Below are 15,501 nucleotides of genomic sequence, written 5' to 3' on the forward strand. Positions count from 1 at the left end.
ATGAAGTTTACCGAACTACCTGATCATGTAATTGAAGCAGCGGCAAAAACGCTTTCTCGAGAACTTGAAGGGGTATCGACGTGGGAAGATGATAAACGAACGGAAAAGGCCAAAGCTGTTGCCGAATCCGTTCATGAGAGCTTTATCAGGCTTTGTGATGGATATTAACTGCTTTCTTTATCCTCATCTTTAAAATGCTGCACTGCCTGGTCATACATTGATAGAAGACCAGAAATATTTCCGCTGGAGTAAACGGGTACTCTTTGGGCTCTAATCATTTCAATCAATAATGCATACGCTGATTCTTCTGGTGAGTCTTTTGGATTTATCAGGCCAGACATAAAACCTCCTTTTGTGTTGAAGCTTCAGCCTAACCCCTCTTTATTTTGTTTCACATCCTGACAAAAGATCAGTAGCCGCCGTCGAGCGGCTTTTTTTATGGGAGTTTGCCGTGCGCGACATACCAGCAAATCTAATTATCGACAGCGTAGACGCCGGAGTAGGTGCATTCATCGATTTGTTTGAAGCTGACCTGCAACCCTTTGGTGGCGACCTTATCCGGTTCCATTCCGGTACAAACGGCTATTACGGCAATGTTATCTGGAAAGGTAACCAGTACCAGGCGTACCCGATAGCAGTGGAAGGATTCGAGTCAAAGAACGAAGGCACATATGCCCGCCCGTCAATGGCGGTGGCGAACGTTACGGGTTTACTGACGGGCATAAACCATGACTTCGACGACATGCTTGGGGTGGTGATCACCCGCCGTCAGGTTCCGGTGAAATACCTGGACGCGGTGAACTTCCCCAATGGCAACCCTGACGCAGATCCGACGCAGGAAGCGGTTTCCCGTTACGTTGTTGAGGAGATGACGGAAGAGACGTTCGAGCAGGTGACCTACACGCTGGCGACACCGATTGACTGCGACAACGCTATCATCCCGGCGCGAACCATCCTTGCCGACGTCTGCCAGTGGCAGTATCGCGGCGTCGGGTGCGGATATGACGGGCCGCCGGTTGCAGATGAGCGCGACAATCCAACCACTGACCCGGCGAAAGATAAGTGCTCTCACCGCCGTAGCGGCTGCCGCTTCCGTTATCCACGACCGGAACCAATGCCAATCAGCAGCTTCCCCGGCTCTCAGAAGGTTTCATGATGCAGGAATTACTCGATTATGCGGCATCGTCGCAGGATGAGGTGTGCGGCTTAATCCTGGATGGCGGGCAGTTGTTCCGCTGTCGGAATGTTCACCCGGAGCCTGGAAAGCACTTCCGAATCAGTGATGATGAGTGGCTGGCGGCCGAGGAGGCTGGAGAGGTGACTGCGGTATTCCATTCGCACCCGCAAAGCCAGCCAGCGCTTTCAGGTGCTGACCGGCAGACGCAGGTTATGACCGGTCTGTCATGGTGGCTGGCATCTGACGGAGAGCTCAGGAAATACAGGCCTGTGCCACTCCTGCTGGGGCGCAAGTTCGAGCACGGCATCATGGACTGCTACACGCTCTTTCGGGACGCATACCACCTTTGCGGAATCGACCTGCCTGATTTTGAGCGCACTAACGGATGGTGGTTGCGGGGAGAGAATCTCTATCTGACTAACATGCCGGACAATGGTTTCTATAAGGTGTCCATGCAGGATGCGCAACCCGGCGACGTCATTATCAGGCAGCCATTCCCCGGCGCCGACCCATGCCACTCAATGATTCTCCTTCATGACAACCTGGTACTTCACCATGACCATGCCGGACACCTCAGCAGACGAGAACAAATGCGCCCGGCATACATCAAGCAGACGCATTCAATCTGGAGACACGAACAGTGCTCATCTTTAAATTTGCAGGCAATCTACGCCGATTTTACCGCCAGATATCCCTGAACGTTGATACTCCAGCGCAGGGATTACGCCTCCTGTTGGCGCAGGATTTCGAATTCAAAAAAGCCTTTCTCAATACAAAGCTGCGTGTGCGGGTAGCGGGCGAGGATGTTGAGGTATCTGCGATGCAATGGCATCTGGACCGCCAGCTTAAAGACGGATCAGTGGTCCTGTTCGTGCCGGTAGTGGAGGGGGCGATCACGGCCGCCGCCGCGGCATGGATTGCGGTTGCCGTTAGCGTAGCGTCTATAGCTTATTCGGTTTACATGTCACGCAACATGAAGACAAAAACCTCCGCAGAAGCCGCAGAGACCAATACGCTCACAAATAACTCATTTACCAGTGCTGAGAACCGGGTGGGGCAGGGGCGCGCGGTGCCACTCCTACTGGGAGAAATGGAGGTCGGTTCGAACGTAATTTCACTCGGTATTGACACAAGCAACAACCAGGACTGGACGGAATCTATTAGCTAAGGTGGCATTATGTCTTCAGGCGGCGGCAAAGCATCAACCCCCAAACTCCTCGACGATAACCTCAAGTCAAAGCAATTTTACCGGGTACTGGACCTCATCAGCGAAGGGCCTATCTACGGGCCCGTAGACCAGGAACACCTGTCATCTTTCAAGCTCAATAAGACTCCTGTAACTGACACGACAGGTAGTGTTAGCGTAAACGGTGTCAGTGTCGCATGGCGTCCGGGCTCTGAAACGCAATCCCCCATCAATGGCTTCTCTGCTATTGAAGCGACCACCATCGTAAACACCGAAGTAACCTATGATACTCCGCTGGTTCGCACCATAACCGATCAGGACGTTACCCGGGTGCGGTTTAACGTTGGTGTGACCGGACTGGTAGAGCAGGACACCAAAGGCAATCAGAAAAACACGTCCGTCACTCTGGTGTTGGAGAGCAGAACTGGCGCTTCAGGCTGGGTTATTGAAAAGACCGTGACCATCACCGGGAAGATATCAGGCGAATATCTTGAGGCCCATCTTATTGATGCTCCGGATATCAAGCCGTTTGATATTCGCGTTCGCCGCATTACACCGGACAGCAGCAGCGATTTGCTGTCCAACGGCACTACCTGGAATAGCTACAGTGAAATCACCGACGACAATCTGAGCTATCCATTTTCAGCCATCGCTGGCGCTGTTATCGACCGTGACCAGTACACTGACACTCCAAGCCGTACTTACCATCTCCGCGGGCTGATTGTGTCTGTACCAGACAACTATGACCCGATAACCCGTACTTACTCCGGTTTATGGCTGGGTGGATTTAAGCAGGCTTGGACCAATAACCCGGCATGGTTGTTCAGAGAGCTGGCGAAGAATACCCGTTTCGGACTGGCTAAACGTGCCGGCTACATCGATGTTGATGACGGTGCACTCTATGTTCTGTCTCAATATTGCGATCAGCTTGTTGATGATGGGTACGGCGGAAAAGAACCACGCATGACGCTAAACGCCTACATCACAGAGCAGGCTAGTGCGAGAGACATTCTCGACAAGATAGCGAGCATGTTCCGTGGAATTGCGCTGTGGGACGGCCTGCGCCTTTCTGTCATGCTGGATGCGCCACAAGATCCGATTGCGACAATCACGAACGCCAACGTTGTGAATGGCGAGTTCAAACGAAGCTCTGTAAAGCGTTCAGAGAAATACAATGCCGTTGTAGTGTCCTGGACCGATCCTGACAACGGCTGGGAGCAGGTGAAAGAGTACGTTTCCGACGATGAGATGATAGCCAAAGGAAACTACAACGAAACCACTCTGGAGGCGTTTGGCTGCACCTCTCGCGGACAGGCATGGCGGGCAGGTAAATGGCTGCTGGAAACAGCAAAGCGTGAAAGCAGCAGGTTGTCTTTCCAGATGGCTCGGGATGCTATCCACTTCACGCCGGGTGATATCGTTGAGGTCATGGATAATGACTACGCAGGAACTCGCCTCGGGGGGAGAATTGTTTCTCATTCCGGGAGGGTGATAACGGTTGACGCGGTTGATTCCTCGGTAGTAACGGACGGCTCCACTATGTCGATTATGGGGAGGGACGGAAAGTTCTCTCGCTATGAGATTGATGGCGCTAACGGAAACAACGTCACACTCAAAAACGAACCTGAATGGGTGAGGGCGGGAACTGTATTTGCCATTTCAACCGCAAGCGTTGCGATTCGCCTTTTCCGGATACTGAGCGTTGCCGAAACGGAAAACAACTCCGTATACAGCATAACGGCCTCATTGCACGACCCCAACAAACAGGCCATCGTTGACGAGGGTGCAGTGTTTGAAGTTCCCAGCGATACGCTGAACGGCTACCGCGTGCCTAACGTGGAAAACCTGCGAATCCTGAACACAAACACCGAGACCGTCCAGGTTACAGCAACGTGGGAGACGGCAACCACTACTAAAAAACTGGTGTTTGAGCTGTACATCTACAGTGCTGATGGGAAGCTGGTATCTCAGTACGAAACTGACCAGTTCCGGTATGAGTTTTACGGCCTTGCTGCCGGTAGCTACACGCTCGGCGTTCGTGGGCGCAATGAAAACGGGATGAAAGGCGCCGAAACTCAGGTGAGTCTTATTATAGGCGCGCCAAAGGCTCCTAACTCCGTTCAGTGGATACCCGGACCATTACAGGCCACTCTGGTGCCAGTTATGTCTATAACGGCAACATCAGATACCTCTTTTGAGTTCTGGTACGCTGGCGAGACGCCAATCCCATTAACCGATGATATTGAGAACAAAACTCAATTCCTCGGAAGGGGGAACCAGTGGACCATTCAAAAGCTCAAGTTTGACCACGTCTATTACGTTTATGTCCGGACACGCAACGCGTTCGGGGTTTCTGATTTTGTTGAGGCTTCAGGAAAGCCAACGGATGACTTTAGCGATATCACCAATGCAATCCTGGAGGAGATTAAAGAGACTGATACGTTCAAAGACCTGATCGAGAGCGCGGTGGAGAGCAGTGAAAAGTTCGCAGAACTGGCTGATGCAATCAAAGAGAATGCAAACGGTCTTGCAGCGGCGGTTGGATCGAATAAGCAGACAGCAGAAGCAATCATCGGCAACGCGCTTGCTATTGCTGATGTTGTCGTGCGGCAGACAGCCCAGCAGGGCGCTAACTCTGCGACCTTCGAACAGCTCCGGGAGGTGATCGCCACTGAGACGGAGGCACGCGTCACGGATGTTACTCGTCTAGAAGCGAAAACTGCCCAGAATGAAGCGGGTATTACTGATGTTCGCCAGGCGTTAGCAACGGAAACTGAAGCTCGCGCTTCTGCGGTAAGTCAATTGACGGCTGCCACTCAGGTCGCATCTGACAAAGCTGATTCAGCAGCTGCTGTAGGTGCTCAGAATACAGCATCAATCACTGACCTTAGCCAGGTTGTCACGGACCTCGATTCCTCAATGGCATCCCGTCTGGAGGAACTGGGAGCAAGGACAGATACTGCCAGCGGCGGCATTCAGAGTAACTCCATCGCGCTAATAACGAGTACGCTGGCGCAGGTTGATCAGCAGGTGAGACTCAGCGCGCAGTACGGTGACAGTAAGGCCAGCATCGATCGTATTGATAATGTTATGGCAAGCGACAGGGAGGCAACAGCGCGTTCGCTACTGAGCTTGCAGACTGACGTGAACGGCAACAAGGCAGCAATCAACAGCCTGAATCAGACGTTTTCCAATTATCAGCAGGCCACGGCCACGCAGATAAACGGCATCACGGCGACCATCAACGGGCACACTTCAGCAATCAGCACTAACGCCCAGGCGATAGCAAGCGTTAGTGGCGACCTGAAGGCGATGTACAGCATCAAGGTTGCCGTGGACGCGAATGGAAAACAGTATGCCGCCGGAATGGGGATCGGTGTAGAAAACACTCCATCGGGCATGCAGTCGCAGGTGCTGTTCCTGGTGGATCGCTTCGCCGTCATGGCGCAGGCAGGGGGAGCGGTTACACTGCCGTTCGTTATCCAGAACGGGCAGGTGTTTATCCGGGAAACCTTCATCCAGGACGGCACCATCGGCAACGCCAAGATTGGCAACTACATCCAGTCCAATAACTATGTCGCTGGCTCAGTCGGATGGAGGCTGGATAAGGGCGGTACGTTTGAGAACTACGGTTCGACAGCTGGTGAGGGGGCGATGAAGCAGACTAATCAGACGATCAGTGTCAAGGATGCCAACAATGTGTTGAGGGTGCAGATCGGGAGAATTACGGGAACATGGTAACGGGAGGCCTCTTACGGGGCCTCTTTTTTTTCAGGAGAACTGGATGGCGGAATATGGTGTTCAGACATGGGACGCATCAGGCAAGGTAAACAACTATGGCGTTAAGCCTGTCAGCGTTTGTGGCTATCTCCAGCTGGCCCAGAACCAGAAAACAGGCTCTTACACCGTAGCGCTTCCACCGGGTTGCAGGCTGACCTATTTTCAGAGCATGAACGGCGATCAGTTTGGAACGAGTCGGAGGAAGATCACCATTTCGGGGGGAACCGCAACAGTGTCAGCTGTAGGCGATACCGACTACTCAGCAGGGACTGAGCCTGCGGCAGCGGCTTATCTCATTTTCCAGATCGAGAGGGCATAAATGGCGGAGTATGGCGTTTTACTGACGACGACCAGCGGGGAAGTATGGGTGACCGCGAACAGCTCGCCAATCGCTCTACAGGAACGAAAGACAGCGGCACTTCAGGGAACATCGGGGTTTAATACCAAAGTGACGCACACATTCCCCGCAGGTCAGCCTGTTGTCGCCTTCGTTCATTGCACGGTAGAGGTCGAAATCACTCAGACGATAAGCGGGAACACCATCACGATTGATTTTCTCAGACCGAATGCAACCGGCACAGCGTACGTTTATTTTTTCTCTATTTTCCCGCAGACAAAGCCAGACTACGGGCTGGCTGTGTGGGATGCATCAGGGACGCTGATTTTAACAAACGAAACGCGCACGCTGAGCGATGTTGTCACCCTCGGTACCGCCGGGGTGGATGCCAGCTCAGGATACAACATCAATACAACTCTGGCGGGGAAGTGGGCCTGCATGCCTGCCATGCTGGGACTAATTACCGGGGTTGTATCGGCTGGAGGTCAACCGCAGCCCTACTCGGCCATATACAAGAGCATGGCAAAACTTGAGGGAAGCAATACGCGGATATTCGCTAGGCCGCAGACAACCCCCGGCGGCAACCTTCAGAACGTCGCGTATTCGAATCTGAGGAACGTGATTATGGCCATTAACTGCGCCAATTATGATTGATCGTTTTTAGCGATCAATTTTGAATAATTGATCTATCAAATCAATTATATCCCATTGATTCATATTGTTATTGTGTAGTTTCATGAATGCCCTGGGATATAACCACTATGAAAAATATGATTCTTTGCCTGGCGGTAGCGGTATTGCTCTCCGGTTGCGCTGGCGTTATTGAGAAGCAGCAACCCGTATGCACCGGAACAGCCCTGGTCGGCGGACAGGAAAGCAGCGTCCAGATCTACGGAGTCCGTAAACAAAACAATCAGACGCAGTACCGCGCCGGTTATCCCTTTAACTGGTCATGGGTGAGCGCCAACACGTTCACCAGCACCACCTGCCACTAACCCATTCAGTTTTGAACAAACCCCGCTCCGGCGGGGTTTTTTATTGCCTGGAGAAAACATGATTTATACTACTGGCACTATCGCCATCAGCGGAAACACCCTTACAGGTACCGGCACAAACTTCACTGCTGCTGGATCTCTTATTCGTAACGGCTGTACCGTTATTGCAATGACCAGCCCTGTGCAGGTATTTCAGATTACCACCATTGGCAGCGCAACAAGTCTCACCGTAACGCCAGCGGCTAACCCAGCAGTTCCCACCGGAACCCGGTTTGCGATTCTTCTGAGTGACAGTCTGAGCGTGGATGGTCTGGCGCAGGATATCGCTGAAACCTTCACGATGTACCAGCGCTACATGAGCGGGTTCGCTGATGTAATGAACGGGACATCTGATGTCACCATTACTATCAACGGCACTGCCGTTACCGTGCCGGGTCAAAAATCTCTGGCGAAGAAAGGGGCTAACAGCGACATTACCAGCCTTTCTGGGCTGAAAACAGCTCTCAGCATTGAGCAGGGAGGGACCGGCGCAACGAATGCCGCAGACGCTCGCACAAACCTCGGTTTGGGAAATAGTGCCACGAGGAACGTCGGAACGGCAGCCGGAACCGTGGCAGCTGGCGATGATGCTCGCCTCGGTACGGTGAACGGGAAGACCGGGGGTACGCTGACATCATCATCACTTTTTACATCGGCATTTAATTCTGGAGCAGGTAACAAAGTTGGAATCCAGTCATTTGATACTGGCTCTGTAGGTGGTGTTATTGGCCGGTCGTCATTTCAATATTTTAACGATACTGGTTACATAGGTGCGCGCCGGGGTGGTGGATATGATATTCAGGATATTGCAATTGGCATCGACAGGGCTAATGGCACATACACCAACTGGGTTTTTTCCGCCGGGGGGAACGCCACAGCGAATAACGGTTCATGGGTCAATAATTCCGACCATCGCATTAAAACAAATACCAGGCCGATTGAGTCTCCGCTTGAAAAAATGAAGTTGCTACATGGATATACGTGGGAACGACTTGATAACGCACCTCCGGGACAGGGGTTTATCGCGCAGGAACTGATGGAAGTGATGCCGACGGCTGTTTTCATCGGCGGCACAACCATCCTTGATGACGGGACAGAGATAAAAGATACATTATCGGTAGATGTAGCTGGTGCGGCCGCAGCTCTTCACCATGAAGCAATTCTGGCGTTAATGGATCAAATTGAAGATTTAAAGAAACGAGTCGAAGCGTTGCAGGCTGGGAGCTGAGGAAACCGCCGCCCAGTCTTGCATAAGATGGGCGACGGCTGGTTGCTCAGTGTTCATTCCCGAGCAAACGTGGGGAATATTACCCGAACAATATCTACAGGCCAACCTGGCGAACGGTCGGGAACTCAGAAACCAGCCACATATCGGACTCTTCAAACATTTCCTCCAGCATGCGGTTCAGTTTTTCCCGATCGCTTTTGCTGGCATCGCTGTTCAGGCCGTTCGCCTGCATCGGCTTCACCTTCACTTCGGCATCAGGGAAAATCTGGTGCACCCGCTTCGTCAGCTCGTCCAGAATGATTTCTCTGGCCCCTTCGAGCCCTTCAACATTTCGCTTGTCATAAACCAGCTCAACGAACATCACTCTCCATCCTTGCTGACTTGATCTGTTGATACAAAAATACTACTGTATATGCATGGGTCTTCCCCGATCATGGTGGGAAGGCTCAGAACGCCATATTCAGCTTTCCGTAGTGGAACATCACCCCCAGTTTAAAGCGCTCCCGGTTTCGGTATCCCCTGGCTTTTATCCTCAGCAGCCTGATCTTGCTGTTAAGTGCCTCCGCATTTCCGTTTGAGACACTGTGTCGCATCGCATTCAGGATCCCGTACAGCCTTTTTCCTATCGTTTTCGCGGCATTTTTCATCATGGGAACGTCACTGTTAGCCGCCAGCGCCAACCATCTCTGCCAGTCACTCCGTCTTTCCTCGCTCCATGGCCTGTTCCAGATATCCTTTGCCAGCTCTTTCAGCGCCCAGCACTGGCTCGTCAGCTTCATCTGTGCACGCAGCCACATCAGCTTTTCCTGCCGGGATTCGGTCATCCACTTATCGCTGTACTGCCACAGGAAGCGGGTTCCTTTTGCCTGGTGTCGGCTTTCAACAGGGAGGTGCGGATGTTCATTCTGACGGGTTTTATCAACTACCTCGCCCAGTTGCTTCGCCACATGGAAGCGGTCAAAGGCGATTTTCTCAACCGCACTGGGTAAGTGGATACGCGCTGCTCTTATATAGCCCGCGTTCATGTCCATTGAGAGCGTTTTGATAGCCAGCAACTGCCCATCAGTGAGCGTGCGAAGATAGCCGGCAAGACTCTCTGTGCCGCGATCATCCGTTAAGGCCAGCGCCCGACCATCGCGATCGGAGATCACCGTTATGTAACGATGTCCTTTTTTAAAGGCGACCTCATCCACATTCATATGACGGGCGGATAATGGCTTTTTTATCCGGGCAAGACCTCGCTTAACTGCCCGGGTCATAATGCCGTCAACCGCATTCCAACTGAGCTTAAGTTGCTTCCTGACAGCATCAACGGTGCTGATTTTCAGCCATGAGAGAACGAACGATTCGAATAGCAACGTATACCGGCTTCCGGGGCCAGCCCACGGAACAGGCAACGTCAGGCAGCCATGCTCCGGACACATAATTCGTGGAACATCGGCTTCAACAATAGTGGTGAACTGGCAGGTATCAAGATGGCGCCATTTACGATGACGGTGATCGTGAACAGAACAGGATTTACCGCAGGTCGGACAGGCTAGCCGGGTGTTTTCAGCGATCTCAATAGTGACAGTAACAGAACCGGCATTTTCATCGAGAGAAAGGGACTTTACCTGCCACGGATCGGACAGGTTGAGAATATGAGCGTAGAGGGACTTTTCGTCCATGGCGGTGACCTCTGGCGATTAAATACACCATTATCATGCCTTCAGCCACCACAACAAGGGAAGACCCATATGCATACAGTCAATAAGCAAGTGTGGGTGCTGCTATGCCTCGTCAATATGATATTCACGCAGCTTTTTTAGCCTCTATAGAACAAAATCCAAAGGGTTACCTTTGTCTCAAAACGAACAAATTCATCAATAATTTGCGCGAGAAGAACTGGCATTTCAGCCAGGCAGACGCTAACGCATGGATTGAGAGATACCAGCCAGATTTTGCTGATAAGACGACGGACGGCAGTGATAACTGTTACTGGATCCTGCGTAACATGGGGAGGGTGCACTGATGGGATTTCCTTCACCGGCGGCTGATTTCGTAGCACCGCGTTTATCTCCGGAAATTATCTGCGGGATCGGCATGGACAGCCGCATCCTCGAAACCTCGTCTGGCTTTGCGGTTATCGAGCCGTGCACCAGACTGGTACAGAATCAGGTTCTGCTAATCCTCAGCGGCGGACGGACTCAGTTTGCCAGGGTCATGGGCAGGGCGCTGATTTGTGATGATGGTGAAGCGATAGAGGGGGAGGCTGCGGAAGAGGTTGAGGTGATGGGGCGGGTGACGTTCTTCATCAACAGCGTGATGCAGGATGACAGGGTGGTGTGATGGGGCATGGGTGGGGCATAAAGTTACCGCGAAACGACGTTAGTTCATTGCACATGACAAATCGTATCGCGGCAACATAGCAGAAGTTACCGCACATCAATCCAACATCAAGCCACTTCGTTAAAAGACTTAATAGTCTCCAGATGAAGATCGCCTGAAGTACCGGATTTCCGAGGAAAGGGATCAGGGTAATGACGTCGTGGCTGCTTAACGAGCTGCCGATCCCCAGCATAATCCCGCAGAATGAGAGAAGCGCCACGGGCAGCATAAAGGTTTTGCCCAGTTGCTGGAAAAACTCCCACAGCGATATTTTTTGTGCTGCTTTCGTCGTCATAAAACGACTCCTTAAGTGGTAGAAAGAGATTTAACGACCGCGATGGGGCGAAAAGATAAAACGTTTTATCAAACTTTAGTGCGCGCTAAATCACATTCTCAGGCTTTTACTGGTAGTATAAAGATAACGTATTGATAAAACGTTTTAGCGATCTCATTATCAAGGAGTCACGCCACCACATGGCTGTAGCGAAAAAGATCACCATCAACGATGTCGCGCTGGCGGCGGGGGTTTCCGTCAGCACCGTTTCGCTGGTATTGAGCGGGAAGGGGCGCATCTCTCCTGCTACGGGTCAGCGCGTCAACGAGGCCGTTGAGCAACTGGGCTTTGTGCGTAATCGCCAGGCGTCGGCGCTGCGCGGTGGGCAAAGCGGGGTGATAGGGCTGATTGTTCGCGACCTCGCGTCGCCGTTTTATGCAGAACTGACCGCCGGGCTTACCGAGGCGCTTGAAGCGCAGGGACGAATGGTTTTCCTGCTCCACGGTGGGCGCGAACCGGAGCAACTGCTCTCCAGGCTGGATATGCTGCTGACGCAAGGGGTGGATGGGGTGATCGTGGCCGGCGCGTCCGGTGTGGGCAGTGAATTGTGTGAGCGCGCGGCGCAGAAAGGCGTACCGCTGGTGTTTGCGTCGCGCGCCAGCTATCTCGACGAAGCCGATACCCTTCGGCCGGATAACATGCAGGCCGCGCAAATGCTGACCGAGCATCTTATTCATCGCGGCCATCAGCGCATCGCCTGGCTCGGCGGTAAAAGCTCGTCCCTGACGCGTGCGGAGCGGGTGGGCGGTTACTGCTCCACGCTCATCAAATACGGCCTGCCGTTTCACAGCGAATGGGTGGTGGAGTGTGAGTCCAGCCAGAAAAAAGCCGCCGAAGCCATCGGCACGTTGCTTCGCAACAGCCCGACAATCAGCGCGGTGATTTGCTATAACGATGTGATTGCGATGGGGGCGTGGTTCGGCTTGATCCGCGCCGGACGCCAGAGCGCTGAGGGCGGGGTAGAAACGTTCTTCGGCCATCAGGTGGCGCTGGGGGCATTTGCGGATGTCGGTGAAAATGCGCTAGACGATCTCCCCATCGTCTGGGCGACGACGCCGGCTCGTGAAATGGGATACACCCTGGCAGACCGAATTATGCAGCGTATTGAAAATACGGACGTGCAGGCCGGGCATCAGATTGTGGCGGCGCGGTTAGTGACGGTGAAGTAATCTCCGCTGCACATCGCCCGGCAATAAAAAACCCCTCATGCGAGGGGTTTTTCATTTACTGCTGCGGTACTGCTGGCGGCGCTGCCGGTTCAGCCGGTGCCGGAATGCCCAGCGTCGGCATACCAAACATGCCGACAAAATCTTCCAGCGGCATTTTGTCGCCGTTGAGCGTTACCTGGCCATTAGCATATTGCAGGCTGGTGGAAATGGTGTTGTCTTCCACCTTCGTGATGCGGAACATCTGGCCCATCGCCGCCAGGCCTTTCACCTGTTGGTTTGCCAGTTTACCTGCATCTTCTTCACCATACCCTTCGAGTTTCGCAATCTGCGTCATGAACTCGGTTGCCATATCCATCGGGATGGTCAGCTTGCTGTCGAGCGATTTCACGCTGCGGTCAACTTCCTGCGCCAGGGTCTGCGGCTCGCCGGTCGCGGCCGCCGGATCCTTCAGGAACAGCGACAGGTTGAAGTTGGTTTCGCCTTTGTCGTTTTTCCAGCTCAGTGGCGCAACGGTAATTACCGGCTCGCCTTTCAGCAGGATCGGCAGGTTATTAAACAGCACGGCCATCGCCTGCTGCTGGTACGCCTGCGGGTTCTGTTGCAGGGCGGCATCGGTCAGCAGAGCCTGGCTCTCTTTACTGTATTTCTGGCTAAATTCGTGCCATGCCTGGCCGTCAATGTTGCCAATTTTCAGTGACAGCTTGCCGGTACCCAGGTCCTGATTCTGTACTTTCAGGCTTTTCAGGCTGTAATCCAGCTGGGTGTTGATGCTTTTACCGTCTTTGGAAACGTCAGACTTGCCGTCCAGATCCATGCCTTCCAGCACTGCCATCTCTTTACCTTCAATCGCAATGGCGATCTTATCGAGGCTCAGCTTCTGATCGCCAATACGCTCGTCAAAATCGGTCATACGGCTATTGCCGCTGGCTTTCAGGTTGTTGAAGGTAAGCTGGACCTTCTGGTTATATTCATTGACTGAATTCACCAGGCCGCTGGCGGCATCGCCGGTCAGAGAGACATTCTTGCCGTCGCGATCGGCATCAAGCTGGAAATTACCGCCGCTGAAGGCGACTTTATCGGTGCCTTGTTCGTAATTCAGCGCTTTCAGGTCGATGTCGGAACGCGTATCACCGGCATAGCTGATGCGGGTATTGATCTCGAACGGCGACTCATTTTTCGCCATATCGAAAATTGGCTTCGTCACCTCGTTATTTACCAGTACGGTTCTGGCGGATGCCATAGAGGGGATCAGGTTAAACTTTTTCAACTGCGCCAGCGGGAACGGACCGTGGCTGACCACTTCATCCAGTACCACGCTCTGGCCCGGTTTCAGCCAGGCGTTCTGATTGCCCGCTACCGGCTTCACCACCACCTGCATATGGCTAGTAAAGACGCCACGCTGGTAGTTCTGGTAGCTCAGCTCCAGACCTGCTTCAGGCGCGCTGCGCTTAATTTCGCTGTTTGCCTGTGCCATCATCTCTGCCAGACGGCTTTCCAGCTGTTTCCCGGTATACCAGGAAGCACCCGTCCAGATCACGCCTAAAGCAACAATCACTCCTACCGCTACGACCGATTTTTTCATTGCGATTATCCCTAAAATGAAACCAGGCGGTTAAAACCGCCTGGTGTTACAACGCCTGTTACTAGCTTAGCAAGAGTTGTTAAAAAATTCAGTAAGTCCCTAAAGCTTATTAAAAACGCGCGCCAGGCGACCAGTGCCGCTCACGAAGACAGGCGACTCGTTTGCCGGGACAAAAGCGGACTCCCCCGGTTTAAGCAGCAGACGCTCGCTACCGTTATGCAACGTCGCTTCGCCTTCCACACAGAACAGGATCGCGGCGCTCTCCTGTGCAATGGCGGTTTCGTCTGCGCTGAGGTCATGCAGGGAGAAGGCAAAATCGTCAACCGGAATCGGGAAGTCCAGCTCTGCGCCGTTTTTCACCGGCTGAGTAAGCAGCTCCGCAGCAGGTTTCGCCACGAACTTCACGTTGGCAACCAGCTCAGGGATGTCGATGTATTTTGGCGTCAGGCCCGCGCGCAGTACGTTATCGGAGTTAGCCATCACCTCCAGCGCCACGCCTTTCAGGTAGGCGTGCGGGGTTTCAGCGAACAGGAACATCGCTTCGCCCGGGTTGAGCTTCACCACGTTCAGCAGCAGCGGAGAGAAGAGGCCGCTGTCGTCCGGATAAAACGCGGAAATTATGCGAATGGTGTCCCATGGCTCACCCTGCTGGCCGTTCAGCGCGGCTTTCAGCACCGCCAGCGCGTGGGATTTTTCCTCGCCCTGCATATTCAACAGGCTGGCAAACAGCGCGCTCAGGGCTTCTGCGTTCGGGTTTTCCAGGAAGTGGGCGATCGCGTTGTGAGCCCCAGCGACCGGTTGCAGCAGGGAGATGATCTCGGAAAACTCGCGGAAGGCATTCATCGCCAGGAAAGGGGTAAGGGCGAAAACCAGTTCCGGCTTGTGGTTAGGATCTTTGTAGTTACGCTCTGCGGCGTCTAACGGAATACCGGCGGCATTTTCTTTGGCAAAGCCCAGCTCAGAGGCTTTTTTGTTCGGGTGAACCTGAATGGAGAGCGGCTGGTCGGCGCACAATACCTTGAACAGAAAAGGCAGCTCACCACAACGATTCGCCACTTTATCGCCGAGCAGCGCGGCTTTGTCGGCATCGATGACATCACGCAGGCTGCGCACCTGGCCGCTGGCATCTTCAATTTTTGAGCTGCTCTTCGGGTGCGCGCCCATCCACAGCTCTGCCATCGGCAGGTTGTCCGGGTTGGCGATACCGTAGAGATCCGTTAACGCAGTTTTACTTCCCCAGGCGTAGTTTTGCACTGAGTTGATGAGTTTTTGCATTATCAAGCCCTGATTCATATGTGGAATTAACT

General features: G+C 53.2%; 17 protein-coding genes and 1 pseudogene. 12 read left to right on the forward strand and 6 right to left on the reverse strand.

All coding sequences use genetic code 11. The annotated features are described in order from the left end of the window. Positions 1-168, forward strand: a complete 168-nt coding sequence (locus tag ACQG2Q_RS10725) for a hypothetical protein (RefSeq protein WP_426759151.1) — start codon at positions 1-3, stop codon at positions 166-168. On the opposite strand, the gene ACQG2Q_RS10730 is transcribed toward ACQG2Q_RS10725, so the two are convergent. Beyond that, positions 165-341, reverse strand: coding sequence for a hypothetical protein (locus ACQG2Q_RS10730; protein WP_045265501.1), 177 nt, complete (start codon positions 339-341; stop codon positions 165-167). The genes ACQG2Q_RS10725 and ACQG2Q_RS10730 overlap by 4 nt on opposite strands. Before the next feature lie 110 nt (positions 342-451). Between ACQG2Q_RS10730 and ACQG2Q_RS10735 the strand changes: the two genes are divergently transcribed. The 8 genes from ACQG2Q_RS10735 to ACQG2Q_RS10770 all read left to right on the forward strand — a co-directional run bounded on the left by ACQG2Q_RS10735 (position 452) and on the right by ACQG2Q_RS10770 (position 8,742). Continuing rightward, positions 452-1,156, forward strand: a complete 705-nt coding sequence (locus ACQG2Q_RS10735; RefSeq protein WP_031608852.1) for a phage minor tail protein L — start codon at positions 452-454, stop codon at positions 1,154-1,156. Further along, positions 1,156-1,875, forward strand: coding sequence for a C40 family peptidase (locus ACQG2Q_RS10740; protein ID WP_057059852.1), 720 nt, complete (start codon positions 1,156-1,158; stop codon positions 1,873-1,875). Before ACQG2Q_RS10735 ends, ACQG2Q_RS10740 begins: the two co-directional genes overlap by 1 nt. Further along, positions 1,818-2,345, forward strand: coding sequence for a tail assembly protein (locus tag ACQG2Q_RS10745; protein WP_023306072.1), 528 nt, complete (start codon positions 1,818-1,820; stop codon positions 2,343-2,345). The genes ACQG2Q_RS10740 and ACQG2Q_RS10745 overlap by 58 nt, the downstream gene beginning before the upstream one ends. Positions 2,346-2,354: 9 nt before the next feature. Beyond that, a complete protein-coding gene (locus ACQG2Q_RS10750; protein ID WP_426759152.1) occupies positions 2,355-6,104 on the forward strand; it encodes a phage tail protein in 3,750 nt (1,249 codons plus the stop codon). A gap of 43 nt (positions 6,105-6,147) precedes the next feature. Beyond that, positions 6,148-6,462, forward strand: a complete 315-nt coding sequence (locus tag ACQG2Q_RS10755) for a hypothetical protein (protein WP_017694302.1) — start codon at positions 6,148-6,150, stop codon at positions 6,460-6,462. Beyond that, positions 6,463-7,134 (forward strand): hypothetical protein, encoded by a 672-nt coding sequence (locus tag ACQG2Q_RS10760; protein ID WP_063841189.1) that lies wholly within the window; start codon positions 6,463-6,465, stop codon positions 7,132-7,134. It begins immediately after the preceding gene. Positions 7,135-7,241: 107 nt separating this feature from the next. Next, positions 7,242-7,475: a phage exclusion lipoprotein Cor gene (gene cor, locus ACQG2Q_RS10765; protein WP_017382566.1), complete on the forward strand. Its 234-nt coding sequence runs from the start codon at positions 7,242-7,244 to the stop codon at positions 7,473-7,475. Between the two features lie 58 nt (positions 7,476-7,533). Beyond that, a complete protein-coding gene (locus tag ACQG2Q_RS10770) occupies positions 7,534-8,742 on the forward strand; it encodes a tail fiber domain-containing protein (RefSeq protein ID WP_426759154.1) in 1,209 nt (402 codons plus the stop codon). A 94-nt stretch (positions 8,743-8,836) separates the two neighbouring features. Here ACQG2Q_RS10770 and ACQG2Q_RS10775 read toward each other — a convergent pair whose 3' ends face one another. Both ACQG2Q_RS10775 and ACQG2Q_RS10780 read right to left on the reverse strand, forming a co-directional pair. Then, positions 8,837-9,103 (reverse strand): DinI family protein, encoded by a 267-nt coding sequence (locus ACQG2Q_RS10775; RefSeq protein ID WP_148742104.1) that lies wholly within the window; start codon positions 9,101-9,103, stop codon positions 8,837-8,839. 85 nt (positions 9,104-9,188) lie between these two features. Then, on the reverse strand, positions 9,189-10,409 hold the full coding sequence (locus ACQG2Q_RS10780) for an ISL3-like element ISKox3 family transposase (protein WP_000343760.1): 1,221 nt from the start codon (positions 10,407-10,409) through the stop codon (positions 9,189-9,191). 104 nt (positions 10,410-10,513) lie between these two features. Here ACQG2Q_RS10780 and ACQG2Q_RS10785 point away from each other — a divergent pair, with 104 nt between their 5' ends. Both ACQG2Q_RS10785 and ACQG2Q_RS10790 read left to right on the forward strand, forming a co-directional pair. Then, on the forward strand, positions 10,514-10,753 hold the full coding sequence (locus ACQG2Q_RS10785) for a hypothetical protein (RefSeq protein WP_032671142.1): 240 nt from the start codon (positions 10,514-10,516) through the stop codon (positions 10,751-10,753). Continuing rightward, positions 10,753-11,070, forward strand: a complete 318-nt coding sequence (locus ACQG2Q_RS10790) for a hypothetical protein (protein WP_023306078.1) — start codon at positions 10,753-10,755, stop codon at positions 11,068-11,070. Before ACQG2Q_RS10785 ends, ACQG2Q_RS10790 begins: the two co-directional genes overlap by 1 nt. Before the next feature lie 139 nt (positions 11,071-11,209). Here the strand turns inward: ACQG2Q_RS10790 and ACQG2Q_RS10795 are convergent. Next, positions 11,210-11,404 (reverse strand): annotated as a pseudogene (locus ACQG2Q_RS10795) (PTS sugar transporter subunit IIBC); the annotation flags it as partial. 179 nt (positions 11,405-11,583) lie between these two features. Here ACQG2Q_RS10795 and ACQG2Q_RS10800 point away from each other — a divergent pair. Next, positions 11,584-12,612, forward strand: a complete 1,029-nt coding sequence (locus ACQG2Q_RS10800; protein WP_063849277.1) for a Mal regulon transcriptional regulator MalI — start codon at positions 11,584-11,586, stop codon at positions 12,610-12,612. Positions 12,613-12,667: 55 nt separating this feature from the next. Here the strand turns inward: ACQG2Q_RS10800 and ACQG2Q_RS10805 are convergent, their stop codons facing one another. Together ACQG2Q_RS10805 and manA are read right to left on the reverse strand one after the other, a co-directional pair. After that, the gene (locus tag ACQG2Q_RS10805; protein ID WP_022647926.1) at positions 12,668-14,194 is read right to left on the reverse strand and encodes a YdgA family protein; all 1,527 of its coding nucleotides are present in this window, start codon (positions 14,192-14,194) and stop codon (positions 12,668-12,670) included. Between the two features lie 99 nt (positions 14,195-14,293). After that, the gene (gene manA / locus ACQG2Q_RS10810; protein ID WP_426759155.1) at positions 14,294-15,469 is read right to left on the reverse strand and encodes a mannose-6-phosphate isomerase; all 1,176 of its coding nucleotides are present in this window, start codon (positions 15,467-15,469) and stop codon (positions 14,294-14,296) included. Positions 15,470-15,501: the final 32 nt, after the last annotated feature.

The organism is Enterobacter cloacae complex sp. 370H10 (assembly GCF_050031535.1).
Taxonomy (GTDB): domain Bacteria; phylum Pseudomonadota; class Gammaproteobacteria; order Enterobacterales; family Enterobacteriaceae; genus Enterobacter; species Enterobacter intestinihominis.